This window comes from Ancylobacter crimeensis (genome assembly GCF_023016805.1).
GTDB lineage: Bacteria > Pseudomonadota > Alphaproteobacteria > Rhizobiales > Xanthobacteraceae > Ancylobacter > Ancylobacter crimeensis.
Map to the genome: position 1 here is coordinate 1 of NZ_JALKCH010000002.1, position 25,536 is coordinate 25,536.

The following is a 25,536-nucleotide window of genomic DNA, read 5'->3' on the forward strand; positions in this document are numbered from 1 at the left end:
CATGGCCTAATCGCCAAGGGGGGTGTTTCCTTGCGCACCCACACAAACAACGCGCGACACCAAACCAAAAACCGGAAAAACCAAAAGCACGCCGCTTCCTCAGTCGGCAAATAAGCGGCCCACCACGCAAATCGCCAATCGCGGGCGAGCAGAAGACCCGCCGCAGCGCGGTCGGGTGGATCGGAAACGGATGCTCCCGACGCCTCCGGCGGAACAGCCGGTTGTTCCAGCCAGGAGCGCGCCGCTCGGGTGCTGTGAAGCGCCTCCGGGAACAGGCCGGCACACGGAAGGTCAGCGGCAGACATCCAGCGCGGTCAATGTCAGCACCCGCGCGACTTTCTCCATTTCGCTCAGCACCACATAGGCGCCTTCAGGGCCACCGGCGGCGAAGGCTGCGGTCGGGCCGTAATTCACGGCGGAAATGCCGGCCTTGCACAGCCAGGAGGTGTCGCAGGCCGAATAGGCGGTCGGTAGGATAGCGCCGATCGTCTTCGGCGGATGACCTTCCAGCTCCTCATACGCTTTCGCCAGCGCCTGCACGACGGGGGAGTCGACGGGCAGATCGACCGGCTCCATCACAAGGCGGCGGCGGCCTTCGATAAAGTCCGGCACCGGCATCTCGATGCGGTATTCGAAATCGGGATCTTCGGCCTTCAGGCCGTCGAGCACCGCGCGCACGTCATCGAGCACACCCTCGACGGTCTGGGTCGGCACGAAATGCACATCGACGACGATGGTGCACATGTCGGGAATGTAGGGCGGCTCGGACCGGTAGGTCTCGCCACGGCCCCCGATGATGCTGCCGACATTCAGGCGCGGCAAAGCGGGCAGGGGCGGATAGGGCTCGCAGGAAAAGCGGATCCCGTCGAGCGCCAGCAGCACCTTCGCCATCTTGTTGACGGCGTGCACCGTGTTCTCCACCTGGCTCAGATGGCCCGAACGGCCGATGACGTGGATCGCGAAATGCATGATGCCGCTGTGAATCGTGGCGATGTTGTCGGCGCCGAACGGCTCGGTGATGACCGCCATATCGGTGCGGAAGCCGCGATTCATGAGGTGGTTCATCCCTTCGCCGCCCTGCGTCTCGCCGACGACGAAGGCGAGCACGAGATCGCCGGAGAGCCGCGCACCCGACCGTCGAACGGCTTCCGCGGCCACCATGAAGGTCGCGAGCCCGCCCTTCATGTTCTGCGCGCCGTGCCCGTACACCCTGTCGCCCTCCACCCAGCCGGCAAACGGGTCCCGTTCCCAGCCGCGGGTGAGCGAGTTGGTGTCGAGATGGCCGTTGAACATCAAGCTCCTGCCGCCGCCGCTGCCCCGCAGCGTGGCGATCACCTGGAAGCGTCCCGGTTCGACCTCGTCGAGCTCGACCTCGTAGCCGCGCTCGCCGCACCACGCTGCGACATGGTGCGCGAGCGGCGTTTCCTGGCCCTTGAAGCTCGGAATGGCGACGAGTTCGCTGGTGAGGTCCACCAGGTCCCGGCGTGAGACGAGGCCGAGAGCGGCCGAACGAATATCCATGACGGTCATCGGTACTGGTCCTTGCGCTCAGGCGGACAGGCTCTCGATCAATCGATCGAGAAGCATGTCGCAGGCGGTAATCTGGGAAAGGAGGAGATATTCTTCCGGAGTATGGCATTGGGCGACATCGCCCGGGCCGCAGACGACCGTGGTGATGCCGAGCGTCTCGCGGAACAGGCCTGCCTCGGTGCCGTAGGCCGCCTTGCCGACGCCGTTTGCCCCGGCGAGCCGCTGGACGAAGGCGACGCCCGGTTCGTCGGGATCGGTGGCGAGGCCGGGATAGCGGTTACTCACCGCCACCGTCACCGCGCTGCCGGGATGGCGCGCCGCGAGTGCCCGGGCTGCCTCCGAGAGCTCGTCGAGAATGAGGTCGGGGTCGTCTTCGGGATGATTGCGGATCTCGAAGCCGATCGAGCAGTTCTGTGGAATGATGTTCACCTTGGTGCCGCCGGAGATCACCCCGACATGCAAGGTGGTGTAGGGCACCGACAGATCGGGATCCGGCCGTGCCGACGCCTTCAGCCGCAGCTGGATGGCGCGAGCCACCTGAATCATGTCGCTTGCCAGCAGAATGGCGTTGACGCCCTTCTCCGGTTCGCTCGAATGGCCGGCAACTCCCGTGATGTCGATCGAGCCCATCACCTTGCCTTTGTGGGCGGTGAGCACCCGCATGCCGGTGTTCTCGCCCACGATGCAGAGATCCGGGCGCGGCTCCAACCCGGCAAGCGCCGGCAGCAGCCGGCGCACGCCTATGCAGCCGATCTCTTCATCATGGGAGAGCGCGAGGATGATGGGCCGCGCAAGGGGGCGGCTGGCCGCTTTCGCCACCGCCCGCAAGGCGCAGGCGACGAAGCCCTTCATGTCGGCGGCGCCGCGGCCGATGGCCCGGTCCGGCGTCACGCGGAGCCGGAACGGATCGTCGAGCCAGGGTTGGCCGGCGACCGGGACCACGTCGGTGTGGCCGGAGAGGATAACGCCGGGCCGATCCGGCGGCCCGACAACCGCGAACAGGTTGGCTTTCTGACCGTCTTCCGTAGGAATACGGGTCGCTGTAACGCCGTGGCCGGCGAGAAAGCCTTCCACGTAGTCGATCAGCGGCACATTCGTGTCGGCGCTGATGGTCGGAAATGCGACGAGATCGGCGAGAAGGTCGAGGCTGTCGGGAACGACGGTCACGGATCGCCCTCGCATCAGACCGTGTCCGAGGCCGGAGCTTCGGCGGGTCGCAACGCCCGGGCGAGATAGAGCGGCAGGCGCGGCTCCCACACCGCCCAGTGGCGTCCGAGCTCGGCTATCGGATCGGCCTCGTGCCAGTCGACCCGCAGGTCGACCACCGGCCAGGGCAGGTCGGCAACGACAACGATGCCGGCCGAGCGCACCATCTCGGTCTCGCCACCCGCGGCCAGACCCGCCGCAAGCCCGGCCACCAGTCGGGCGGCAAGGTGTCCGCCCGTCGCCTCGAAGGCGGCGACCATGGCGGCGGGAACGCCCGTTGAAGCGAGCAGATTGCCGACCGCTACGCAGTCGCTGCCGAAATGCTCCGCGGTCTGCGCGAGGCAGCTTGCGCCGGTGAACGCCGCCGGGCTTGCGTGCGGTCCGATCGCGGCGAGCTGGCGGAACGGCGCGTCGGAGGCCGTGGCCGATACGATGTCGATGGACTGCGCCGCCGTGGCGCCTTTCTCCATCAGATCAAGGCCGCGACGTCCCAGCGTCGGATCGGTGAAATTCTGCGTCGCGAAGGCGCCGATGCCGGCCCGTGCATGGATGCAGCGGGAGGCGACGGCGGGTGAGGACGAGGACACCGCAAGGCCGAGCATGCCGGTATCGCGACAGCGTGCGACGAGTGTGAAGGTCACGCCGCGGCCTCCTTGCGTCCGTCGACGGCCTCGGACAGGCCCGCTGCCCTGGCGACGATACCGGCCGAGCGCTCCCAGTCGAAATTGCGGTAGACGGCACCGGCCTGCGCATAGGGCGGGCTCTGCGCGAACAGGTGGAAGGTCAGCCGGTGACCGCCATAGTCCGAGTTCATCAGATCGCGTGCATAGGCGAGAAGCTTGCGCCGGTCCTCCGCCTGCCAGTTCTCGTTCACGGAATAGAACTTGTTGAGCCAGGCCTCAGTTTCGGGATTCGCGAAGTCCGCGGCGCTCGGGGTGACGCAGATCTGACCACCGCACAGCTCCCGCGCGAGGTGGATGGCGTTGTGCATCTCGCCGCAGCCGAGCAGGCGGCCGGTATAGAGCAGGGACTGGTTGGGCATGCAGAGGCCGCCGGGGCTCTCCTGCGCCGTCTCGATCGCCGCGATGAGATGAGCGTCGATCCCCTCGCGGTAGCGGGCGAGCTGAACGAGTTTGTCCTGGACCGCCGGCTGCTTGTCGAGCCCCGTCTGCCGCACGTTGAGGAGCGCGGCGCCGATGAGCAGATCGGCGAAGCGCAGGATGCGCTGCAGGAAGGGGAAGGCGGCGTAACGATGCAGGGTCGAGCGGATGAAGGCCGCGGCCGCGGTGTGGCGGTTGAACAGCACGTTCTCCCACGGCACCAGCACGTCGTCATAGATGACCAGCGTATCGATCTCGTCGAGACGGTTGGAGAGGGGATAATCCTCCACCGACCCCCTGCCGGCGAAGCCGGCGCGGCAGATGAACTTCATGTTCGGGGCCGAGAAGTTCGAGATGAAGCCGACGGCATATTCCGACAGCTTGGCGTCGCCCCAATTGGCGATGGTCGGCTTCACGAAGGCCTGGTTGGCATAGGCGGCGGCGGTCTCATATTTGGCGCCGCGCACGATGATGCCGGCATCGGTCTCCCTGACGACATGCAGCAGCATGTCGGGATCCTGTTCCTGCGGGCGCTTGGAGCGATCGCCCTTTGGGTCGGTGTTGGCCGAGACGTGGAACAGATCCTGGTCGAGGATGCGGTCGATATGCGGCTGGATGTTGCCGGCGAAATGCGTGTCGATGGAGGTGAGAACGCCCGCGCCGTCATGCAGCGACCACATTTCGCCGATGGTTTCGTCGCCGAGCCGGGAAACCACGCCGCCGAACGCGTCCATCATCGTATCGACCGCCCGGCGCTTGGCGTACCAGTCCGCTTTGGCATAGGGCAGGGCAAGACCGGTCGCCACCTCGCGCCCCGTCGCATCCGTCGCGACCATCACCTCGCGCGTCGCAGCGTCGTGCTGCATGTCGTAGATGCGGGCCCGGATATCGACCAGCGGCCGAAAGGCGGGGTGAGCGGCAACGTCGTTCACGCGTTCGCCGTTGATCCATACGCGACGGCCGTCACGGATGGAATCGCGATACTGAGCGCCGGTGCGAAGCATGTCCGATTGTCCAATCTGTTCAAGGGCGTGCCGACGGGGAGTCCGCGATGCACACGCAAGAAGAAGTGAAGAGAAGATGTCGAGCTGTTTGCGGAGCGCCAGGCCGCCCCGTCGTCTTCATGTCCGCGGTCTTTTCATCCGATGGCTTGGGAACAGCGTGCTGCGCATTGCTCGATGCAGCAATTTGTTCTTGATGAAGTCGAACTTCGGAATTTCCGATCCCCTTCTCAGCGTGATTGCGACAGTTTCTCGAGGCCGATGACGCGATTGAAGAGGATCACCAAAGCGAGGGTGAGTGCCGAGAGCAGCGTCGACATCACCGCCACCAGCGGGTCGTCGAAATCGCGGATGTGCTGGTAGGCGACGATCGGCAGGGTGTTGCTGTCGAGATCGACGAGGAAAACGTTCACCGCGAAGTTGTCGATCACCTCCACCAGCACGAACACCCCGCCTGCGAGCAGGCCCGGCTTCAGCTGCGGCAGTGTCACCTTGAGATAGGCGAGCAGGGGGCCGGCGCCAAGATCGCGGGCGGCCTCCTCCGTAGCCCGGTCGACGCCGCCATAGTTGGCGGACACGGCCCGCACGGCATAGGGCAGGCAGACGACCATCATCGCGATCGACATCCGCACCAGCCCGATATCCTGGTGAAGAATGCGGAACAGGCTGAGGAAGGCGACGCCGGTGACGACTCCGGGTACGATGAGCGGCGACAGGATCAGCGAATCCACGAGGCGTTTTCCGCGAAACTCCCAGCGCGCCACCGCATGAGCGGTGCATAGCGCCGCCGCCAGGCAGCCGGGGGTCACGATCAGTGCGAGCAGGCCGGTCTCGATCGCCGCTTTTTGAAACTTGGCCGCGCCGAAGAACGCCGTGTACCAGCGCAGCGAGTATGACTGCATCGGAAAGCTGAAATAGCGGGCCTCGCTGAAGGAGAACAGTACCGTGAAAAGCGTCGGGGCCAGCAGGAATGCGAGCATCGTGGCGCCGAAGGCTGTCCAGAGCGTGCGGGAGATCAAGGTCCTCATGCCAGCCCGCCCATCGGAATCCGCCGCCGGGTGGCGATGCCCTCCAGCCAGAAGAAGCCGCACAGCGTGGCGACGGCCACGATGAGGAAGATGGTCGAGCTCGCCGCGGCGAAGGGCAGGTTGAAGGACACGAAGAGCTGGTCGTAGATGAAGTTGGAAATCAGCCGCACGCGTCCGCCTCCGAGCAGCAGCGGGAAGGCGAAGGCGCTGATGGCAAGCGAGAACACCAGCGCGGCGCCGCTGATGATCGCCGGCACGGTGATCGGCACCGTAATCCGGAAGAAGGTCGTGAGGGCACCGGCACCAAGGTCGCGCGCGGCCTCCTCAACCTGCGCCGGCACCGACCGGATGCTGCCGAACACGGTGAGGGCGAAATAGGGCAGCGTGAAGTGGAGCAGGGCGATGAACACCCCCGTCCAGTTGTAGACCAGCGCCACCGGCCGATCGACCAGCCCGAGCGCCAGCAGCGCATCGTTCACCACGCCCCGCCGGCCGAGCAGGATGAGCCAGCCATAGGCCCGGTTGATGCTGCCGGACAGGAAGGTCAGCACCAGCGCTCCGAGCAGGAGGCTGCGGATGATGCGGTGAGGAGAGCGCGCCATGATATAGGCGAGCGGATATCCCAGGAGGATCGAGACGATCGTCACGGCGATGGCGAAAACGATGGTTTCCGCCAGGATGCCCAGCGCCGTCGGGTCGGTGAGGAAGCGAACATAGTTTGCCACCCCGAACGGACCCTGATAGCCCGGCATGCCCGAGGCCGGCTGCAGGAAGCTGACGAACGCAAACACCGCGAAGGCGCCGAAGAACAGCGCCATCAGCACCGTCATCGGCAGCAACAGCCAGGGCAGCCCGCCGATTCTCATCGCGCCGCCCCTCATCGCGGGAACAGCTGGAGCTGTTCTTCGGCGATGGCGAGGCCGACGCGCTCGCCGATGACCGGTCCGCTGCCGTGTCGCGGTATCAGCGCGGTGAGCACCGCATCGTCGACCTTGATCTCGCAGCTCAGCCGGCTTCCCACCAGCGAGGTGAAGGCGACCGTGCCGGCCAGACGGCATGCGCGGTCGTCCAGCGCGCACAGCCGGACAGCCTCCGGCCGAATGGCAAGCGTGACGGGGCCGGACGGAAGCGCGCTGGCAACCGCCAGCGCCGCGCCACCGGGGAAGCGGAACGATGTCTCGCCGCCTCGCTCGAGCGTGCCGTCGATCAGGTTGGAGACGCCCATGAAGCTGGCGACGAAGCGGTTGGCCGGCCGGTCATAAAGCTCGATCGGCTCGGCGAACTGCTCGATGGCGCCGGCCCGCATCACCGCGATGTAGTCGGACAGCACGAGCGCCTCCTCCTGATCGTGGGTGACCACGACCATGGTGACGCCGAGCTGGCGTTGCAGCTTGCGCATCTCCACCTGCATTTCCTCGCGCAGATGCCGGTCGAGTGCGCCAAAGGGCTCGTCGAGAAGGAGAATCTCCGGCTCCACCACCAGGCAGCGGGCCAGCGCCACACGCTGCTGCTGACCACCCGAAAGCTCCGAGGGAAAACGCGCCTCGAAGGGGTCCATGCGGACCAGGGCGAGGGCGCGCCGCACCTTGTCGCCCAGCTGCGCGCGGGGCGTGGCGCGCAGGCGCAACCCGAATGCCACATTGTCGAAGACCGTCATGTGGGGAAACAGTGCGTAGCTCTGGAACACCATGGCGGTCGGCCGGCGCTCCGGCCGCAGCGGCAGGATGCTGCGGCCGTTTATCAGGATGTCGCCTGCGCTCGGCTCGACGAAGCCCGCGATCATGCGAAGAAGTGTGCTCTTTCCGCAGCCCGAGGGGCCGAGCAGGGTCAGCAGCGCACCTCGCGGGAGCCGAAGATCGACCTCCTGCACCACGGGGTGGTTGCCATAGCTCTTGCGCAGGCCGGCGAGTTCGAGGGCAGCGACGTCACCGGGCATCAGCGGGCGATCTCGGCCTTGAAGCGCTCGTTCCACCCGCCGATCGCGGCGTTGACCTTGGCTTCGTCGAAGCTCACCTGATCGGCGACCGCAGGCAGGACCGCCGCAAGCGACGGCGATGCCTTCACCGTCTTGTTCACCGGGCCCATGTCGATCTTGTTCGAGATGATCTCCTGGGCCTTGGGCGACAGCACGTAGTCGATGAATGTCAGGGCCATATCCTGTCTGGGCGTGTTCACCAGCGTCATGACGTCGAACATCACCGGCGAGGGCTTCGGGCTCAACACGGTCACGTCGATGCCATCGGTCCGCAGGGGGGCGGCCTGCGAGGGCGGGCCTACCAGGACCGAAACCTCCCCCTGGGCAAGCGCCCGTCGCGAATCGGAATCCGAGCCGTAAAACATCGCGATGTTGGGGCGCAGCTCCTTCCACGCCTTGAAGCCGGGCTCGACATTGTCGATGCTGCCGCCGTTCAGTAGCGCGGCGACCAGCAGCATGCGGCCCGCGTAAGTCTCGACATCCGGCACCGCGAGCGAATCCTTGAACGCCGGATCCCAGAGATCCTTCCAGCCCGTGATCGGCTTCTTCACGAGGCTGGGGCGGTAGATGATCGAGAGCGGGTAGTAATAGGCGGCGACATAGGCTTCCATCTTGGCGCCGTCGATCAGACTGCCGGCATTGGAGAGCTTGTCGGCAGGAATCGGCGCGAACAGCTTGCGGTCCGCGGTGGCGCGGGCGGCGAGGGAAGAGGTCGAGAACCACACGTCGATCTTCGGAGCGTCCGCCATCGACTGCAGCCGTGCGAGGCCGTCACTGGAGCCGGACTGCGTCACCGGAACGACATGGATGCCGGTCTCCTTCTCGAAGCCGTCCGCAACCTCCTGCAGGCCCTGTTCCCAGGTTGTTCCCCAGGCCTGAACGGTGATTTCCTTGTCGGCGGCGCCGGCAGGTCCCGCGAAGGCAGACATGAGGCCCAGCGCGGCCACGGCGAGAACGGAAACGGACTTCCACAAGGCGGGCTGAGTCATAGCGTGTCCCATCTGGATTTTTGGATGTGCCGCTTCAGCTCGGCGACAAAGCGCGTGCGCCGCGGGCCATCGTTTGCATAAAAATCCTTGCAGAACCAAAGGGGGTTGACCAGCCAATGCGGCCTTTCCGGCTCAACGGATTTTCCACAATACGACATAGATTTTTTATTGTTTGCTCCCGCGCGCCGCTTCGTCGATGATCGATTTTTAGTCCTGACCTATTTCTGCGCATAACCCCGAGGCGCCGTCTTGGCCACCAATTACTCGTTGCGACAGCTCCGCTATTTCGTCGCTGTGGTCGAGAGCGGCGGCGTGGCCCAGGCATCGCGGCATCTCAACATCTCGCAGCCCTCCGTCTCGGTCGCGGTCAAGGAACTCGAGACCAGTTTCGGCATGCAGATGTTCGTCCGGCAGCGCTCGTCGGGCATGACGCTGACGCCGGTGGGACAGCGGGTCTATCTGCATGCGCTGCAGCTCCTGAAGCACGCCCGGGAGTTCGAGCAGCGCGCGCTCGGCGAAAATGACGTCGTGGCGGGGGAAATATCGCTGGCCTGTTTCGAAACGCTGGCTCCGCTCTATGCCCCGGGGCTCATCGCTTCGTTCAAGGAGCGCTTTCCGGATGTCACCATCCGCCTGCATATCGGCGCACAGGAAAAGATCCTCGAGGGCCTGCGCTCGGGCGCCTATGATCTGGCGATCTGCTACGTGCAGGGCTTGAGCGCGAGCATCGAGCATGTCGCGCTTTTGCCCGATCTCTATCCGCGAGCGGTGCTGCCGAAGCGTCACCGCCTCGCCGCCCATGCCAGCCTTTCGCTCTCTATGCTGGCCGATGACGATCTCATTCTTCTCGATATCTGGCCGAGCAACGAATATTTCCTGACCCTGTTCGACGATGCCGGCATCACCCCGCGCGTGGCCTATCGGGTACCCTCGATCGAACTGGTCCGCGGGCTGGTCGGGCAGGGCCTTGGATTTTCCGTGCTGGTCACCGAGCCGCCGCACGCCATGACGTTCGACGGGCAGAAGGTCGTCACGGTGCCGCTCACCGATCGCATGATCCCGTCGCGAACCGTCATGGCCTGGCATGGCTCCGCCGCCCTCACGCGGCTGACCCGCGCTTTCCTGCACCATTGCCAGGCCGTGATCGAGATTCCGGCGCATATCGCGCCGCCCGAAGGTTACGTCGCCGCCCCCATTCCGCCCGGCTTCACCAGCAGGCCGAGCAAAGCCAAGCTTTCGACCTGAGAGGCCTCCATGAACAACCTAGCAATGCTCCGGAACATCGATGCCAGCGAACAGAAGCTGCGCTCCGACCTCGCTGCGGTCTTCCGCATGGTCGCCCGGCTCGACTGGCACGAGGGTGTCGCCAATCATTTCAGTGTCGCCTTGCCCGGACCCGGGCGCCGGTTCCTCATGAACCGGAAATGGCGCCACTTCTCGCTGATGACGGCGTCCGACCTCCTGCTGCTCGATGCCGACGATCCGAGCGTGATGGAGGGGCCGGAGGCGCCGGATCCGACTGCGTGGGCGATCCACGGAACCATGCATCGCGTTCTGCCCAACGCCTCCTGCATCCTGCATGTGCATTCGCCCTATGCGACGGCGCTGTCCGGCCTGAAGGATCCCTGCATCCTGCCGATCGACCAGACCACCGCGCGCTTCTTCAACCGCATGAGCATCGACACCGGCTATACCGGCATGGCCGACGATACCGACGAGGGCACGCGCCTCGCCCATATGCTCGGCAACAATGAAGTGATGATGATGGGCAACCACGGTGTGCTCGTCACCGGCAAGAGCATCGCCGAAGCCTATGACACCCTCTACCATCTGGAACGGGCCTGCCGGACGCTGATGCTGGCCTATGCCAGCGGGCAGGAACTCTCCATCCTGTCCGACGCGGTTGCCGAGCAGACCGCCCGCGACTGGGAGAGCTTCACCGATTCGTCCTTCACCCACCTCGCCGAAGTGCGCCGGATCCTGGATCGGCACGAGCCCGATTACGTCAACTGAACAGGCGCTTCGTCATCCGGCACCGATGACGGCCGGCTTGCTTCCATCGGCATCGGATGATCGCGATCATCGCGGCGCAGACAAGGGACCCGGCCGATCGCTCGGCTGGGCACATCATGCCGCGGCGCGGGCGCGGTTAGGCTGGCTTCACCCTGGCGCGGGGGAGCGGTGGCGAGGCGCTTGCTCGATCTATTGGGTGGGGGCGAGGCGTCGCCGTCTCTGGCGCCATCACCGCCTTTCGCTTGAGGCTCCCTTGCGCTCCCGCCCGCTTTTCGACCCTGTCGGAGCAATGGGCCGGCCGTCGATGATCGGGACGACATCGACCGCGACACCCAGTTTCTGTCGGCCGGAGCCGACCAGCACGCCGCCCACCGGCGCAACGTCGGAATAGTCCCGACCTACCGCGAGAACGACGTGATCGGTCGCCACCCGAAGATCGTTGGTGGGGTCGAGGCCCTGCCAGCCGATGCCCGGTCCGCACCACACATTGACCCACGCATGGGTCGCGTCCGCACCCTGCAGGCGCTCCTGACCCGGCGGGGGTTCGGTGCGCAGGAAGCCGCTGACATAGGCGGCTGGCAGGCCGAGGCCGCGCAGGCCGGATATCATGATATGCGCGAAATCCTGGCACACGCCGCGACGGATCGCGAAGGCTTCGCCCGGCGGAGTCGAGACGTCGGTCGCCTTGGAATCATAGGTAAATTCGTTATAGAGCCGACTCATCAGATCGACGGCTCCCGCAAGCATCGCCCGCCCGGGCGGGAAGCTCTGCTCGGCCCAGGCGGTGATCTCTGGATCGAGACGGATCAGCGGGCTCGGGAAAAGGTGATGCACCGGAGAGGCGGGGCCCAGGTCTCCACTCGCCGCCCCCTGCTCCCGCACCAGTTCCCAGGGCGGGCTGTCCTCGGGGGCCGGCAAGGGTCCGGCAACGACCTCGACCCGGACATGGGTGGTGACGACGAAGCGGGTATGGGGCGTTTCGATGCGGATGTGCGAGACGCGGTTGCCGAAGAAATCGGTGCTGTCCGTCCATTCCACCGGCTCGGGCTTTACGATGAAGCGGGTGCTCTCGATACGCTGGCCGAGGCGCTCCACCGGCATCATCCGCACCACGTGGCGCGCCACCGGCACCGGGGAGGCGTAGCTGTAGGTGGTGGTCTGGTGGATATCGTACTTCACGCGAGCTGTCCCCACGCCGTTTCAACCGGCGAGCGGTGAATGAAATAGCGCCCTGAAATATCATTGGAGAGCGCCATGAGCTGGCCCTCGATTTCCATCAGGCGCGCGGCGTCGAAATCGGCTGGCTCATAGGCCTTCATCGCGGCGGCGAGGCGGGCGGCGAGGCGCTCCTCGTCCTTGGGTGGCTCGTCCACATGATGACCGGGCATGGCCTCCAGATGGGCGGCGATGCGGTCGATCTGGAACGCGAGGGAGCGCGGGTTCACCGGGTCCAGCAGCACGAGGTCGACGACGGGAGCCTGCGCTTCCACCATCACATAGCGCGAGCGATAGGTGATCTGGCTGTCGCAGAGCTCCAGCAGAACGTCGAGCGTGCCGGCATGCACCGGCTCAGCGGTCAACGAGCGGGTGAAGCGGCAGACCGCGATGCCCCGCTCGATGCGTCGGCCGAGGTCAAGAAAGCGCCAGCCGGACAGCCGGTTCATGTTCTCGGAAGCGAGGCCGGAAAAGGCCGAGAGCGCGCGCAGGGCCCGGTCGGCGCGGTCATAGACATCGGGCTCGGCGCTACCGACGGGCATCGGTTCGCCCATGCTGACGGCGAGATCCTCCAGCGTTCGCCAGGCATCGGGGGACAGCCGGTCGCGGATCACCGAGGCGGTGTTGCGCGCCGCTTCGACGAGGCCGCGAATGGCGCCCGGCGGATCGCGCCGCGTCAGCGCGGCGATGGCGAGGCGCGAGGGGCGCCCGCGCATCAGTTCCGGCGGCACAGAGCCCCAATGATCCAGCAGGCCCACCAGCTTGCCGATCGAGCCGCCGCCGCCCTCGGCGGAGGAGGAGAGCCGGCCGGCGAGCGTGCGCAGCAGACGCAGCGTCGCCTCGGCGCGCTCCACATAGCGGCCCAGCCAGAAGAAATTGTCGGCCGCACGGCTCGGCAGCGGGCCGGTCTGGCGGCGCACGCTTACCTGCCCGGCCGCGGGCAGCAGGGTGGTCTGTTCGACTGGTCGCTCGTCCAGCACCCAGACATCGGCGGATCGCCCCCCATGCTGAATGGTGACGGCGCGGGAATCCCGGCTTTCGGACACGCGGCAGAAGCCGCCGGGCATCACCTGCCAGCCTTCCTCGGTCGCCGCGAGGAAGATGCGCAGGATGAAGGGGCGCGGCTCCAGCTTGCCCTTGCGCCAGACCGGCATGGTGGAGAGATGCACCGCTTCCTGGCCGACGAAGTCGACGCCGCGGGTGCGGATGGCCTGTTCGAGCTCGTTGCGCTCCTCCTCGTCGAGATCGGCGCCGATGCGCGGGCCGCGGGCCATGGCGCCACGCATCGGGCGGCCGAAGGCCGAGGCCACGACGAAATCGTCCAGCCCGGAGAGCACGGTCTCGCGCTCCAGCGGCTGGCCGCACCACCAGGTCGCGATATTGGGCAGGATGAGGTCTTCGCCCAGCACCTGCCGGCCGATCTTGGGCAGGAAGCTCATCATGGCCGGGGATTCGATGAGACCCGAGCCGAGGGCATTGGCGATCGCCACGCCGCCGGCACGGACCGCCTGTACCAGCCCCGGCACGCCGAGCCGCGAGCGGGCATTCAGTTCCAGCGGGTCGGTGAAGTCGGCGTCGAGGCGGCGCAGCAGCACGTCGGCGCGCTTCAGCCCCGCGACGGTGCGCATATAGACCTGGTTGTCGCGCACGGTGAGGTCTTCGCCCTCCAGCAGCACGAAGCCGAGATAGCGGGCGAGATAGGCGTGCTCGAAATAGGTCTCGTTCAGGGGCCCGGGGGTCAGCAGTCCGACGCGCCCCTCGCCGGAGCGATCCAGCCGGGTGAGGCTGGCGCGCAGCGACTGGAAGAAGCCGGCGAGCCGCACCACGTTGAGCGAGCGGGCAAGCTCCGGCAAAGCGCGCCCGACCGCGATGCGGTTCTCCAGTGCGTAGCCGGCGCCGGAGGGTGACTGGGTGCGGTCGGAGAGCACCCACCAGCGCCCGTCCGGTGCGCGGCCGAGATCGGCGGCATAGAGCCGAAGGAAGCTGCCGCCATGGGGGTCGACCCCTTTGAGCGGGCGCAGAAATTCCGGGCTGCCAGCCACCGCCGCCGCCGGCATGGCGCCTGAGCGGACGAGTTCATTGGGGCCGTAGAGATCGGCCAGCACGCTTTCCAGCAATTGCGCGCGTTGCACGAGGCCGCGGGCCAGCGCCCGCCATTCGCCGGAGCCGATGACGAGCGGAAGATGCGAGAGCGGCCAGGGCCGTTCGCCGCCGGTAGGATCGTCATAAACCCGGTAGAACACGCCGGAGCGGTAGAGATGACGGTCGGCCGCGGTGAAGCTGCGCTCCACTTCCTCGCGGCCCATTTCGGCGAGGCCGGCGAGCAAGGGCGTCCAATGTGACCTTGGCTTCCCGTCGGCATCCACCATCTCGTCATAGACACCGGGCAACGGGCGGTAACCGGCGAGCAGGGCCTCCACGGCCTCTTCCTCGAACCGGCGCGCGCGTGCCTGCGGTTCCGTGCTTCCCGCCATAATGCTGTGCGTAGCTCCCGGCCCTTGGCCTGTTTACCGTTCCCCTTGCCGAAGAGTAGCCGCCACGCCCCCTCTTGCGAAAGCGCCTGTGACGTAAACCATGCAGTAAACCGCATGAAAGCTGGTCCGCGCGCCTGTGGACGGCGTGCGGTCGGCGCGAAGGCGGGTCATATTCCTGCGGGGCGGCGCAGGTCGAGCGTGGTCGGAAACTCCGGCGCCGGCTCTTCGGCGGGCACGAAGAGATAGCCCGGCGTGTGACCATGGGGCTGGAAGCGGGCAAGGCGACGAGCCTGCGCTTCGTAGGAGTTTACCGGGAACGTGTCGTAGTTGCGCCCCCCAGGATGGGCGACATGGTACATGCAGCCGCCCAGCGAGCGGTTCGACCACAAATCCACGATGTCGAAGGTGAGAGGCGCCTGCACCGGGATGGTTGGGTGCAGCCCGGAGGCCGGCTGCCACGCCTTGTAGCGCACGCCGGCGACATATTCGCCGAACCGTCCGGTGGGAACGAGCGGAAGCCTGCGGCCGTTGCAGGCGACGATGTGGCGGGATGGATTGAGCCCGTCGACGCGCACCTGCAGCCGCTCGACGGAGGAGTCGACATAGCGCACCGTGCCGCCGACCGCGCCTTCCTCGCCCATGACGTGCCAGGGCTCCAGCGCCTGCCGGATTTCCAGCGTCACCCCGCCGTGCTCCACCTGCCCGTAATAGGGGAAGCGGAATTCGCGCTGCGCCTCGAACCAGAGCGGATCGACCTGATAGCCGGTGCGCGCGAGGTCGCCGAGCACGTCGAGAAAATCGGTCCAGACGAAATGCGGCAGCATGAAGCGGTCGGCCAGGGCGGTGCCCCAGCGCACCAGCTTGCCTTCCTGCGGTTCGCGCCAGAACCACGCGATCAGTGCGCGCAGCAGCAGTTGCTGGGCAAGGCTCATGCGCCAGTCCGGCGGCATTTCGAAGGAGCGGAACTCGACGAGGCCAAGCCGGCCTGTCGGACCGTCCGGGGAGAACAGCTTGTCGATGCAGATTTCGGAGCGGTGGGTGTTGCCGGTGACGTCGACCAGAAGGTTGCGGAACAGCCGGTCGACCAGCCAGGGCTGGGGGGCGTAGCCCTTGCCGGGTGCCGGGACATTGGCGAGCGCGATCTCCATTTCGTAGAGCCCGTCGTGACGGGCCTCGTCGATGCGCGGGGCCTGACTGGTGGGTCCGATGAAAAGGCCGGAGAACAGGTAGGACAGCGAGGGATGCCGCTGCCAGTAGAGCACGAGGCTCTTGAGCAGGTCCGGCCGGCGCAGGAACGGGCTTTCCGCCGGCATGGCGCCGCCGACGACCACATGATTCCCGCCGCCGGTGCCGGTGTGGCGACCATCCACCATGAACTTCTCGGTGCCGAGCCGCGAGAGGCGGGCTTCCTCGTAAAGATCGCGGCTGATCTCGACGCAGCTGCGCCAGTTCGAGGCCGGGTGTACGTTCACCTCGATCACCCCCGGATCGGGCGCGACGCGGATGACGTTGAGCCGCGGGTCGACCGGCGGGGTGTAACCCTCGATATGTACCGGCATCTTGAGTTCGGCAGCGGTCACCTCGATCGCCGCGAGCAGTTCCAGATAATCCTCGAGCCGTTCGGTCGGCGGCATGAACACGCAGATCCTTCCGTCGCGTGGCTCGATCGCGATGGCGGTACGTATGGCACCGGTGCCGGTCCCGGTGAGGATCTGGCTCACCTGATCCTGCGTCGGCTCTTCGTGATCGGTACGCCGGTAGAGCTGGTGCAACACCTCGGCGTCCGGCAGGTCGCCCGAAATCGACATCGGGTCGGCCGGGTTTACATAAGGATAGGAAGCGGGGGGAACCCAGGGCAGCGCATTCAGCGGCAGACGAAAGCCGACGGGAGAGTCGCCCGGCACGAGAAACATGCGGCCGCGCCGGAACTGCCAGACCTCGCTCTGCCAACCACGACTGCCGCGCGCCTGCCAGCGCTGGATCGGCAGTACGTAGCCCGATGGGCGGCCGAGGCCGCGTTCGAACACGCGGGCGATGCGGGCGCGTTCCTCGGCGTTCTCGATCTTGGAATCGAGCGGGTCCACATTGCCGGGCAAATCGGCTTCCTTGAGGATCCAATACGCCGGATCTTCATAGGCCGGCTGGGCATAGTCGTTCGCGAGGCCGAGCGTGCCGGCAAGGCGGCGGGTGAAGCTCTCGGCGCCTGCGATGGTGGCGCTGTTCTGGCCCTCACGCGCAACCAGATCGGGATTGCGCCAGATCGGCTTGCCGTCCTTGCGCCAGTAGAGCGAGAAGGTCCAGCGCGGCAGGCTTTCGCCGGGATACCACTTGCCCTGGCCGTAATGCAGCATACCGCCGGGGGCGAAGCGCTTGCGCAGGCGGCGGATCAGATCGTCGGCGCGCATCCGCTTGGTGGGGCCGACCGCCGACGTGTTCCACTCCGCGCCCTGATAGTCGTCGATCGAGATGAAGGTTGGCTCGCCGCCCATGGTGAGGCGCACGTCCTGCGCCGCGAGGTCGGCGTCCACCCGGTCGCCCAGCGCGTCGAGCGCCGCCCACGCCTCGTCGGAGAAGGGCAGGGTGACCCGCGGCTTTTCGGCGACGCGGCGCACCTCCATCTTGAAATCGAAGCTGGTCTCGGTGTCGGGCAGGGCCGAGAAACCGCCGGTGATCGGTGCGGCGGAGGCATAGTTCGGCGTCGCGCAGAGCGGCAGGTGGCTTTCCCCGCAGAGCAGGCCGGAAGTGGGGTCGAGGCCGATCCAGCCGGCGCCGGGCAGATAGACCTCGCACCAGGCATGCAGGTCGGTGAAGTCGACCTCCGTGCCGGTCGGCCCCTCCAACGCCTTCACGTCCGGTTTGAGCTGGATGAGGTAGCCGGAGACGAAGCGCGCAGCGAGGCCCAGCCGGCGCAGCATCTGCACCAGGAGCCAGCCGGTGTCGCGGCACGAGCCCGAAGCGCGGGTCAGCGTCTCGTCCGGCGTCTGCACGCCGGGTTCCATGCGGATGAGGTAGGAAATGTCCTGCTGGAGCTTCTGGTTGAGCTCCACCAGGAAATCGATCGTCGGGCTCGCGGCATGAGGGCGGGCCGCCTCCACATAGGCATCGAGCCGGGGTCCGCCGCCTTCCGCTTCCAGATAGGGCGTCAGCTCCTTGGCGAGTTCGGGCGGGTAGGTGAAGGGGAAGGTCTCGGCATATTCCTCGATGAAGAAGTCGAAGGGGTTGTAGACCGTCATGTCGGCGACGAGGTCGACCTCGACGCGGAATTCGGTGGTCGGCTCGGGAAAGACGTAGCGCGCCATCCAGTTGCCGAACGGGTCCTGCTGCCAGTTCACGAAGTGGTTCGAGGGCGTGACCTTCAGCGAATAGCTCTTCACCGGGGTCCGGCAATGCGGCGCGGGCCGCAGACGGATGATCTGCGGGCCGAGGGTGACCGGCTTGTCGTAGCTGTAGGCGGTGACATGGTGAAGGCTGGCGAAGATCGTCATGGGCACCCACTCGAAAGACTGGCGACGCGCGCGGGGAGACTGTATGCGGGCGGCCGCTCCGCGGCGAGGATTCGTTGCGGGTGCGGCGCCACGCTGCACGCACGATTCATGCCGTGGGCACACCGGTCCGGACGGCGTCCGGTCTTGCGGCAGGGCACGGCGCGGCATTGCGAGCCAGGTGCCGCTTTAGGCGGCAGACGGTATCTTCCATGCCGGAATGGCGGTCAGCCGGCAGCGCTCGGTTCGGCGGGCGCGGGTGCCTTGCGGCGTTGCCGCCATTCCTCGAAGCTCTGGAGCACGGTGTAGAAGGACGGCACGAACAACACCGCCAGGCAGGTGGAGGCCAGCATGCCGCTGAACACGGCGATGCCGATCGACCTGCGCGCGTTCGCACCTGCTCCGGTGGCCAGCACGAGGGGCAGCACGCCGAGGATGAAGGCGAAGGAGGTCATCAGGATCGGGCGGAAGCGAAGCCGCGCCGCTTCGACCGCCGCCTCCATGATCTCCATGCCGTCCGCGCGTTTCTCACGGGCGAATTCGACGATCAGGATCGCGTTCTTCGCCGAGAGTGCGATGAGCAGGATGAGGCCGATCTGGGTGTAGAGATTGTTCGCAATCCCCAACCCGGTAAGCGCCGCCACCGTACCGAGCAGGGCCAGCGGCACCGCAAGGAGCACGGAGAGCGGCAGGATCCAGCTCTCATACTGGCCAGCCAGCACGAAATAGACCAGCAGGACGGCGAGGCCGAACACCACATAGATCTCGTTGCCGACCGCCCGTTCCTGATAGGACATCGCGGTCCACGAACTGCCGGTGCCCGGCGGCAGGGTCTGGTGCGCCACCTGGTCCATGATGTCGAGCGCCTGTCCGGAGGAGAAGCCGGATGCCGGCGAGCCGACGATGGTGGCGGCCGGATAACGGTTATAGAGCGTGATCAGCGAAGGGCCGACGACCTCGTGGATCTCCGCGAGCGTGCCGATCGGCACCATCGCTCCCTGCGGGGTCTTCACCTTCAGCGCGAGCACCTCGGCACGGGTGCTGCGGAACGGTGAATCGGCCTGGATATAGGCCTGGAAGGTCTGGCCGAACCGGTTGAACTGGGTGACGAAGCTTGACCCGACATAGCCCTGGATGGTGGTGAAGACCTGCCCCACGGTCACGCCCAGCGTCTCGGCCTTGATGCGGTCCACCGAGATGAAGAGCTGCGGCACGCCGGCCCGGAATGTGGTGGTGGGACGCTGGATCGCCGACTGCGAGGTCGCGTTGGTGACCACCTGGTTGGTGACCGCCTCCAGCGCCGGGAAGTCGAAGCTGCCGTCGCGCTGCTCGACCATCATGGTGAAACCGCCGGCATTGCCGATGCCCTGGATCGGCGGTGGCGGGAGAACGAAGGTCGCCGCCTTCTCGATGGGCGCCATCGCCTTGCCGAGCGCGGTGTAGATCTCGAGCAGTCCCTGTCCTGCTTTGTCGCGCACGTCCCAGTCGTCAAGCATCACATAGGCGACGCCGGCATTGGCGAGGGTGGCATTGTTGTCCAGCACCGACACGCCCGAGATGGTGATGACCTCCTTCACGCCCGGCGTCGCCTTGGCATGCCGGGAGATGTCGTCCATCACCGCCTGCGTGCGTTCCAGCGAGGCGCCATCCGGCAACTGCGCGCCGATCACCATGTAGCCCTGATCTTCCAGCGGCAGGAAGCCGGTGGGGACCCGGCTGATGCCGTAGAAGGCAATGCCGATCAGAACCAGCGCGACGGCGATCGTCAGGTAGCTCGCCTTGACCATGTGGTGGATGACGCCGGCATACCAGCGCTCGGCCCGGTCATAGACCGCATTGAAGCCGCGATAGAGCGCGTTGCGCTTTTCCGGCGGCACCGGCGGACGCAGCCAGAGCGCGCATTGGGTCGGCTTCAGCGTCATCGCATTGATGGCCGAGATCAGCGCGGTGGCGGCGATGACGAGCGCGAATTGCCGGTACATCTGGCCCGTGAGCCCTGGCATGAAGGCGGCCGGAATGAACACCGACATCAGCACCAGCGTGATGCCGATGATGGGGCCGAACAGCTCGTCCATCGCCTTCTCGGCGGCGAGGCGGCCGGGCAGGCCGCGCTCGATGTGCCGCGCGACACCCTCGACGATGACGATTGCGTCGTCCACCACGATGCCGATGGCGAGCACGATGGCGAAAAGGGTGGAGAGGTTCACCGTGAAACCCATCGCTGCCATGGCAGCGAAGGTGCCGATGATCGTCACCGGCACGGTGGTCGCCGGCACCAGTGTGGCCCGCCAGTCCTGCAGGAAGACCAGGATGACGATGAGCACCAGCGCGCCGGCCTCGAACAGCGTCTTGTAGACCTCGTTGATCGAAGCGTTGACGAAGACCGTGGTGTCGAAGGGGACGGAATATTCGAGCCCCGGCGGGAAGGATTTGGCGAGCTTGGCCATGGTGGCCTTCACCTCGCCCGCCACGGCCAGCGAGTTCGCCTCCGGAAGCTGGAAGATGCCGAGCGCAGCGGCCGGTTTGCCGTTGAAGCTGAAAGACTGGCTGTAGGTCTGCGAGCCGAGCTCGACCCGCGCGACATCTTTCAGCCGGGTGATCCTGCCGCCATTGCCGCTCTCTACCTTGACGATGATGTTCTCGTAGTCGGCGACGTCGTTCAGCCGGCCGGCGAGGTTGAGCGTGTACTGGAAGTTCGTGCCGCGGGGCGTCGGGGGCATGCCGATGACGCCGGAGCCCACTTCCTGGCTCTGCTGCTGGATTGCGTCGCCGACATCCTGCGGGGTGAGGCCGCGGCTCTGCATCTTGTCCGCATCGAGCCAGATCCGCATCGCATATTGCCCGGCGCCAAACACCGAGACATTACCGACCCCGGGCAGGCGGGAGATCGGATCCTGCAGGTTGATGACGCCGTAATTGGCGAGGAACAGACTGTCATAGCGCTGGTCGGGCGAGAACAGGGCGACGAATTGCAGGATCGCGGTCGACTTCTTGCGCGTGGTGACGCCTTGCGTCTGCACCGCCTGCGGCAGCGAGGCCATGGCGATGGCGACGCGGTTCTGCACCAGCACCTGCGCCTGATCCGGATCGGTTCCGATGGCGAAGCTTACGGTCAGGGCGTAGCTGCCGTCCGAGGCGGCGGTGGACTGCATGTAGATCATGCCCTCGACGCCGTTCACCTGCTGCTCGATCGGCAGGGCGACGGTATCGACGAGGGTACGGGCGCTGGCGCCGGGGTAGCGCGTGGTGACCTGAACGGTGGGCGGCACGACATTGGGATATTGTGCCACCGGCAGCTCGATGAGCGCGATGGCGCCGATCAGCACGAACACCAGCGCCAGTACGTTGGCGAGGACCGGGCGTTCGATGAAGAAGCGGGAGATCATGGCTCGGCTCCGGAAGCGCTCTCGTCTCTGACGGGCGGCCGGCGCGATGAGCCCGGCCATGCACGGGGCGGATCGTCCGCCGGCCTCAGGGTGCGGGTGAGGTCGCCGGTGCCGGGGGCTGCGCCGCGGGTCTTCCCGGTGGTGCCGGCAGATCGTCGGGACCGGCCGGTTGCGGATCGACCTTCGCGCCCGGGGCGGCGCGCTGGATGCCGGTCACGATCACCCTGTCGCTCGGGGCGAGGCCCGAGCGCACTACCCGGTAGCCGCCCTGAAGGTCGCCGGTCGAGATGATCTTCTGCTCGACCACATTGTCGACATTGACGGTGAGCACGTAGCTGCCCTGCTGAGCCCGGCCGATGGCAATGTCCGGCACCAGGAGCACATCGGGGACTGGCCGGGTCGGCACCTTCACCCGCACGAACAGGCCGGGCATCAAGGCGTGGTCCGCGTTTTTTAGCAGCGCCCGCACCTGCAGCGTGCCCGTCGAGGGATCGACCTCCGGCGAGATGTAATCCAGCCGACCCTCGTGAGGGTAGCCCTCCTCGGTCTGCAGCCCGATGAAGACCGGTACCGCTCCAATGTCGCTGAGCGTCTGGCCGCCCTTCGCCAGTGCCTCCTTGATGCGCAGCACCTGCTGCTCGCTCACCGTGAAATAAACGTAGATCGGATCGACCTGGACGATGCTGGCGAGCGTGGTGGGGGCACCATGGCCGACCAATTCGCCCACATCGACCAGATGCCGGGTGACGATGCCGTCGAACGGCGCGCTAACCGTGGTGTAGCCGAGATTGATGTTGGCGATCTCGAGGTTCGCCTCGGCCGACTGGACACCGGCATTGGCCATGTCGAGGTTGGCCTTGGCCTTGTCGACATTGGCCTGGGAGGAGAAGTCCTGTTTGCCAAGCGTCGCCTGCCGGTTGTATTCGCCGGCGGCATTGACCTGCTGGGCCTGCGCCGAGGTCAGCGAGGCTTTGGCCGCATCGAGATTGGCGATGTAGGTGTTCTGCTGAATCAGGAAAAGCCGGTCGCCTTTCTTCACCAGCGCGCCGTCGGTGTAGTCGATCGCGGTGAGAAAGCCTTCGACCCGGGCGACGAGGTCCACCGCATTGATGGCCGCGGTGTTGCCGGTAAAGGCCAGGGCCGGGACGATGGATTGCTGGAGCGGAGCGGCAACCGTCACCCTGGCGGGCGGAGGTGGCACATAGGTGTTCTTCTCCTCGCAGCCGGAGAGCCAAAGCCCGGTTCCCGCCAGCGCGATTGCCGCCCAGACGCGCCGCGTCCGAGATCGCGCCCGGTGATCACGCCGCATTTCGCCCCTCCCGAAACCCGCCTCCACCCAGCCGCACCGAGGGCCGCGCATGGTGGACCGTCCGCCGACACCATTGGTAAAGTGTTTGCCGGTGCGTGAAAACCACCAAACGATGAGGGCGGCATGAAAGCGCGCGGGGGCATTGTCGAGCCGTTTCGGGATCCTCGGCTATCTCCGACCTATCGACCCATTTTCCTCGGCTGCCGGCGACCTTTGCGGAAGGCCGGAGCACCGGCGGAGATGCGGGGCTGGGTATAGTTCGGCATCGTGCGCGATGCTGACTTGCCAGAGCTACCGCTTTCGTTATATCTCGCGGCTCTCCGGACCGGAAGCGCCAAGCCGCCTCCCGAAGGACGGCGCCTTGGGTGCCATGGAGGGGTGGCCGAGTGGTTGAAGGCGCACGCCTGGAAAGTGTGTATACGGGAAACCGTATCGCGGGTTCGAATCCCGCTCCCTCCGCCACCTTCAAGTTGCAAACCTGCCACGAGGCCCCCAAGCGGGGCTTTTTTCTTTTTATCTCAAAGGGGTTTGGCGGCTGGGCCCGCCCTGCGGAGACTGGCGCCGCGGCTGATATTGGTCTCTGAACCGCCAGCGTCTCTCTTCGAGCGCCCTGCCCGCACAGTAGGTCGGGTTCAGAAAATGGCGCCATACCAGCATCTTAACAAAAACCAGCCTCGGCGAAGTTGAAGTGGAGACATCCGGTAGGCGGCGGATCGGAGACACCCGCAGGCGGCGTGGTCTCGCGCAGCGGCGCGGGCAAGTATGCAGAAGGCGGCCGAAATAGGATTCCCTCATTTGCCACAATCGCTTAGAGTTATCCACAAAAGGGTATGAGGCATGGCACAGAAATCCGAGATCGAGTGGACGGACGCGACATGGAATCCGGTCACCGGCTGTACCAAGGTCGGTCCGGGTTGCGACAACTGCTACGCAGAGCGCTTCGCGGAACGCTGGCGTGGCATTGCCGGCCACCCCTACGAACAGGGCTTTGACCTGAAGCTCTGGCCCTCCCGGCTAGAGCAGCCCTTCCTGTGGAAGAAGCCTCGCATGATCTTCGTCAATTCGATGAGTGATCTCTTCCATAAAAACATAGACCGCACCTTCATCGACCAAGTGTTCGACGCCATGGAGCGTGCGGACTGGCACGTCTATCAGGTGCTGACCAAGCGCAGCTCGCTCATGCGCAACTATGTCCGAGCGCGCTATTCAGGTGGTCCGGTACCACGTCATATCTGGCTTGGCGTCTCGGTGGAGGATGCTGCACATACCAGCCGTGTCGAGCATCTGAAGGGAGTCAACTCAGAGGCGCGCTTCATTTCGTTCGAGCCTCTGTTGGGGCGGATTGAGGAGGTAGACCTGCGCGGCGTCGCTTGGGCAATCGTCGGTGGCGAAAGCGGTCCTGGTGCCCGACCGATGCAGGCCGACTGGGCACGACGGCTCCGTGACATCTGCGATCGCGACGACGTGGCTTTCTTCTTCAAGCAATGGGGCGGTGCCCGGCCGAAGTCAGGCGGCAGACTGCTCGATGGCGAGGAATGGAACGGGTTCCCTTGGCAGATAGTCCCCAAACCGATTCTTGACGCTCTGCAACCCGAGAGCGTTTAATGCAGCTTAACATCAACCATTACCAGGGCCGCGAACAGTCATTTATCAAACACCTATTCTTGCAGAAGTATCTGGAGAATGCGGCCTATAAGCTTTTTCAGGGACGTTCGCCCGTCTTCAATTTTGTCGATGCTTTCGCCGGTCCTTGGCGGAATTCGGACTCCGAATCCCTGTCAGATACGTCGTTTGCTCTCGCGCTGACAACGCTCGAAAATGTCCGCGGTATCCTCACGAATCTCGGCCACTCGAATCTCAGGGTCCGTTTCCGGTTTTGCGAGAAGAACCCCGAGTCTCTCGCCAAGCTCCAAGCATTTGCTGAAAGCAAAACTGATTTCGATATCAAGGTGTTCTCAGGCGCGTTCGAGGACAACCTTGCAGGTATTCAGGCAGCTTGCAGCGACGTTAGAGACAGCTTCACGTTCACATTCATCGACCCAACCGGATGGAATGTCGATAGCCGCCCGATCTTCTCGTTTTTGAAGGATCTGCGTGGTGAGGTTCTGTTCAACTTCATGTCGGAGCATGTGAACCGTCATGCGGGATGGGATGGTGTTGCGACGTCGGTCGGGCGCTTCCTTGCTGACCCGGCCTGGCGGCCGGCCTTCGAGGCTCTTCCCGACATTTCCAACGAGGAGAAGGTTCTCAGGCTCTTCAAGGGCAAGATGAAGGAAGCGGGTGCTGCCACGCATCTGCCCGACATCATGATCCGTAAGCCTCGGGAAGACCGCATCAAGATGCGGCTGATCCTTGGCACGCACAATTCGCACGGAGTTTCGGTTTTTCGTGATGTGCAGGCACTCGTCGAAAAGGAAGCCATTCGTACAAGGCAGAACATCAAGATAACCGAGAGCGGCCAACCGTCACTGTTCTCAGAGGAACAGATCATTGAATTCGAGGCCCAACGCGATGGTGTCGGTTGCGCAGCAAACATGGGTTGGGCGACCGAAACGCTGCTCGGGCTGGTGCGATCACAACCAGGCATCGCGTTCGAGAGCGCTGCGCCTCTCGTCATGGAGCAGGTTCCTGTACGCGGGACCCACGTCAAGGATATCGCTGTGGGCCAGCACAAGGCGGGCTTTTTGCGTTTCGATCTGCCGCAGGGGAAGCGCAAGCCCCAAGCCGACACAAAGCTCTATCCCGCGGCATCAGAAGCTGCTGATGACAGGCCGACTTCTTCCCTCTAGCCTGGCGCAATGTCGAACGGGCCCTGGACGGATGAAGAG

The 25,536-nt window shown here is 65.5% G+C and carries 17 protein-coding genes and 1 tRNA gene; 5 read left to right on the plus strand and 13 right to left on the minus strand.

Translation table 11 applies throughout. The features are described 5' to 3' along the window. Positions 1-291: 291 nt before the first annotated feature. From MWN34_RS02180 to MWN34_RS02215, 8 genes are all read right to left on the minus strand, one after another. Entirely contained in the window at positions 292-1,530 is a 1,239-nt protein-coding gene (locus MWN34_RS02180; protein ID WP_247026163.1) for a M20 family metallopeptidase, read from the minus strand. An 18-nt stretch (positions 1,531-1,548) separates the two neighbouring features. After that, a complete protein-coding gene (argE, locus tag MWN34_RS02185) occupies positions 1,549-2,697 on the minus strand; it encodes an acetylornithine deacetylase (RefSeq protein ID WP_247026164.1) in 1,149 nt (382 codons plus the stop codon). A gap of 14 nt (positions 2,698-2,711) precedes the next feature. Beyond that, a complete protein-coding gene (locus MWN34_RS02190; protein ID WP_247026165.1) occupies positions 2,712-3,377 on the minus strand; it encodes a DUF1028 domain-containing protein in 666 nt (221 codons plus the stop codon). Then, the gene (locus MWN34_RS02195) at positions 3,374-4,840 is read right to left on the minus strand and encodes a 4-hydroxyphenylacetate 3-hydroxylase family protein (RefSeq protein WP_247026166.1); all 1,467 of its coding nucleotides are present in this window, start codon (positions 4,838-4,840) and stop codon (positions 3,374-3,376) included. The genes MWN34_RS02190 and MWN34_RS02195 overlap by 4 nt, the downstream gene beginning before the upstream one ends. A 227-nt stretch (positions 4,841-5,067) precedes the next feature. Further along, complete coding sequence (locus tag MWN34_RS02200) at positions 5,068-5,865, minus strand: ABC transporter permease (protein ID WP_247026167.1); 798 nt, start codon at positions 5,863-5,865, stop codon at positions 5,068-5,070. Beyond that, positions 5,862-6,731, minus strand: a complete 870-nt coding sequence (locus MWN34_RS02205) for an ABC transporter permease (protein ID WP_247026168.1) — start codon at positions 6,729-6,731, stop codon at positions 5,862-5,864. Before MWN34_RS02205 ends, MWN34_RS02200 begins: the two co-directional genes overlap by 4 nt. A gap of 11 nt (positions 6,732-6,742) precedes the next feature. After that, positions 6,743-7,801: an ABC transporter ATP-binding protein gene (locus MWN34_RS02210; protein ID WP_247026169.1), complete on the minus strand. Its 1,059-nt coding sequence runs from the start codon at positions 7,799-7,801 to the stop codon at positions 6,743-6,745. Continuing rightward, positions 7,801-8,829 carry an ABC transporter substrate-binding protein gene (locus MWN34_RS02215; protein WP_247026170.1) on the minus strand — a complete coding sequence of 343 codons (1,029 nt, stop codon included), beginning with the start codon at positions 8,827-8,829 and terminating at the stop codon, positions 7,801-7,803. The genes MWN34_RS02210 and MWN34_RS02215 overlap by 1 nt, the downstream gene beginning before the upstream one ends. Positions 8,830-9,078: 249 nt before the next feature. On the opposite strand from MWN34_RS02215, the gene MWN34_RS02220 reads away from it, so the two are divergent. Both MWN34_RS02220 and MWN34_RS02225 read left to right on the plus strand, forming a co-directional pair. Continuing rightward, positions 9,079-10,074, plus strand: a complete 996-nt coding sequence (locus MWN34_RS02220; RefSeq protein WP_247026171.1) for a LysR family transcriptional regulator — start codon at positions 9,079-9,081, stop codon at positions 10,072-10,074. A 9-nt stretch (positions 10,075-10,083) separates the two neighbouring features. After that, positions 10,084-10,842: a class II aldolase/adducin family protein gene (locus tag MWN34_RS02225; RefSeq protein WP_247026172.1), complete on the plus strand. Its 759-nt coding sequence runs from the start codon at positions 10,084-10,086 to the stop codon at positions 10,840-10,842. A gap of 228 nt (positions 10,843-11,070) precedes the next feature. Here MWN34_RS02225 and MWN34_RS02230 read toward each other — a convergent pair whose 3' ends face one another. From MWN34_RS02230 to MWN34_RS02250, 5 genes are all read right to left on the minus strand, one after another. Then, on the minus strand, positions 11,071-12,021 hold the full coding sequence (locus tag MWN34_RS02230; RefSeq protein WP_247026173.1) for a transglutaminase family protein: 951 nt from the start codon (positions 12,019-12,021) through the stop codon (positions 11,071-11,073). Continuing rightward, the gene (locus MWN34_RS02235; RefSeq protein ID WP_247026174.1) at positions 12,018-14,531 is read right to left on the minus strand and encodes a circularly permuted type 2 ATP-grasp protein; all 2,514 of its coding nucleotides are present in this window, start codon (positions 14,529-14,531) and stop codon (positions 12,018-12,020) included. Before MWN34_RS02235 ends, MWN34_RS02230 begins: the two co-directional genes overlap by 4 nt. Positions 14,532-14,698: 167 nt before the next feature. After that, positions 14,699-18,016, minus strand: a complete 3,318-nt coding sequence (locus MWN34_RS02240) for a transglutaminase family protein (RefSeq protein WP_247026175.1) — start codon at positions 18,014-18,016, stop codon at positions 14,699-14,701. 224 nt (positions 18,017-18,240) lie between these two features. After that, positions 18,241-21,399, minus strand: coding sequence for an efflux RND transporter permease subunit (locus MWN34_RS02245; protein WP_247026176.1), 3,159 nt, complete (start codon positions 21,397-21,399; stop codon positions 18,241-18,243). 85 nt (positions 21,400-21,484) lie between these two features. Continuing rightward, complete coding sequence (locus MWN34_RS02250) at positions 21,485-22,708, minus strand: efflux RND transporter periplasmic adaptor subunit (RefSeq protein WP_247026177.1); 1,224 nt, start codon at positions 22,706-22,708, stop codon at positions 21,485-21,487. A gap of 372 nt (positions 22,709-23,080) precedes the next feature. On the opposite strand from MWN34_RS02250, the gene MWN34_RS02255 reads away from it, so the two are divergent. From MWN34_RS02255 to tcmP, 3 genes are all read left to right on the plus strand, one after another. Beyond that, positions 23,081-23,170, plus strand: a tRNA-Ser gene (locus tag MWN34_RS02255). Between the two features lie 375 nt (positions 23,171-23,545). Beyond that, positions 23,546-24,313 (plus strand): DUF5131 family protein, encoded by a 768-nt coding sequence (locus tag MWN34_RS02260; protein ID WP_247026178.1) that lies wholly within the window; start codon positions 23,546-23,548, stop codon positions 24,311-24,313. Next, positions 24,313-25,497 (plus strand): three-Cys-motif partner protein TcmP, encoded by a 1,185-nt coding sequence (tcmP, locus tag MWN34_RS02265; protein ID WP_247026179.1) that lies wholly within the window; start codon positions 24,313-24,315, stop codon positions 25,495-25,497. The genes MWN34_RS02260 and tcmP overlap by 1 nt, the downstream gene beginning before the upstream one ends. Positions 25,498-25,536: the final 39 nt, after the last annotated feature.

Coding starts and splice junctions, on each gene's coding strand:
- MWN34_RS02210 (WP_247026169.1), bottom strand. CDS start 7,801: ATGCCCGGTGACGTCGCTGCCCTCGAACTCGCCGGCCTGCGCAAGAGC.
- MWN34_RS02235 (WP_247026174.1), bottom strand. CDS start 14,531: ATGGCGGGAAGCACGGAACCGCAGGCACGCGCGCGCCGGTTCGAGGAA.
- MWN34_RS02250 (WP_247026177.1), bottom strand. CDS start 22,708: ATGCGGCGTGATCACCGGGCGCGATCTCGGACGCGGCGCGTCTGGGCG.
- MWN34_RS02240 (WP_247026175.1), bottom strand. CDS start 18,016: ATGACGATCTTCGCCAGCCTTCACCATGTCACCGCCTACAGCTACGAC.
- MWN34_RS02195 (WP_247026166.1), bottom strand. CDS start 4,840: ATGCTTCGCACCGGCGCTCAGTATCGCGATTCCATCCGTGACGGCCGT.
- MWN34_RS02200 (WP_247026167.1), bottom strand. CDS start 5,865: ATGAGGACCTTGATCTCCCGCACGCTCTGGACAGCCTTCGGCGCCACG.
- MWN34_RS02245 (WP_247026176.1), bottom strand. CDS start 21,399: ATGATCTCCCGCTTCTTCATCGAACGCCCGGTCCTCGCCAACGTACTG.
- MWN34_RS02260 (WP_247026178.1), top strand. CDS start 23,546: ATGGCACAGAAATCCGAGATCGAGTGGACGGACGCGACATGGAATCCG.
- MWN34_RS02225 (WP_247026172.1), top strand. CDS start 10,084: ATGAACAACCTAGCAATGCTCCGGAACATCGATGCCAGCGAACAGAAG.
- MWN34_RS02215 (WP_247026170.1), bottom strand. CDS start 8,829: ATGACTCAGCCCGCCTTGTGGAAGTCCGTTTCCGTTCTCGCCGTGGCC.
- MWN34_RS02180 (WP_247026163.1), bottom strand. CDS start 1,530: ATGACCGTCATGGATATTCGTTCGGCCGCTCTCGGCCTCGTCTCACGC.
- MWN34_RS02205 (WP_247026168.1), bottom strand. CDS start 6,731: ATGAGAATCGGCGGGCTGCCCTGGCTGTTGCTGCCGATGACGGTGCTG.
- tcmP (WP_247026179.1), top strand. CDS start 24,313: ATGCAGCTTAACATCAACCATTACCAGGGCCGCGAACAGTCATTTATC.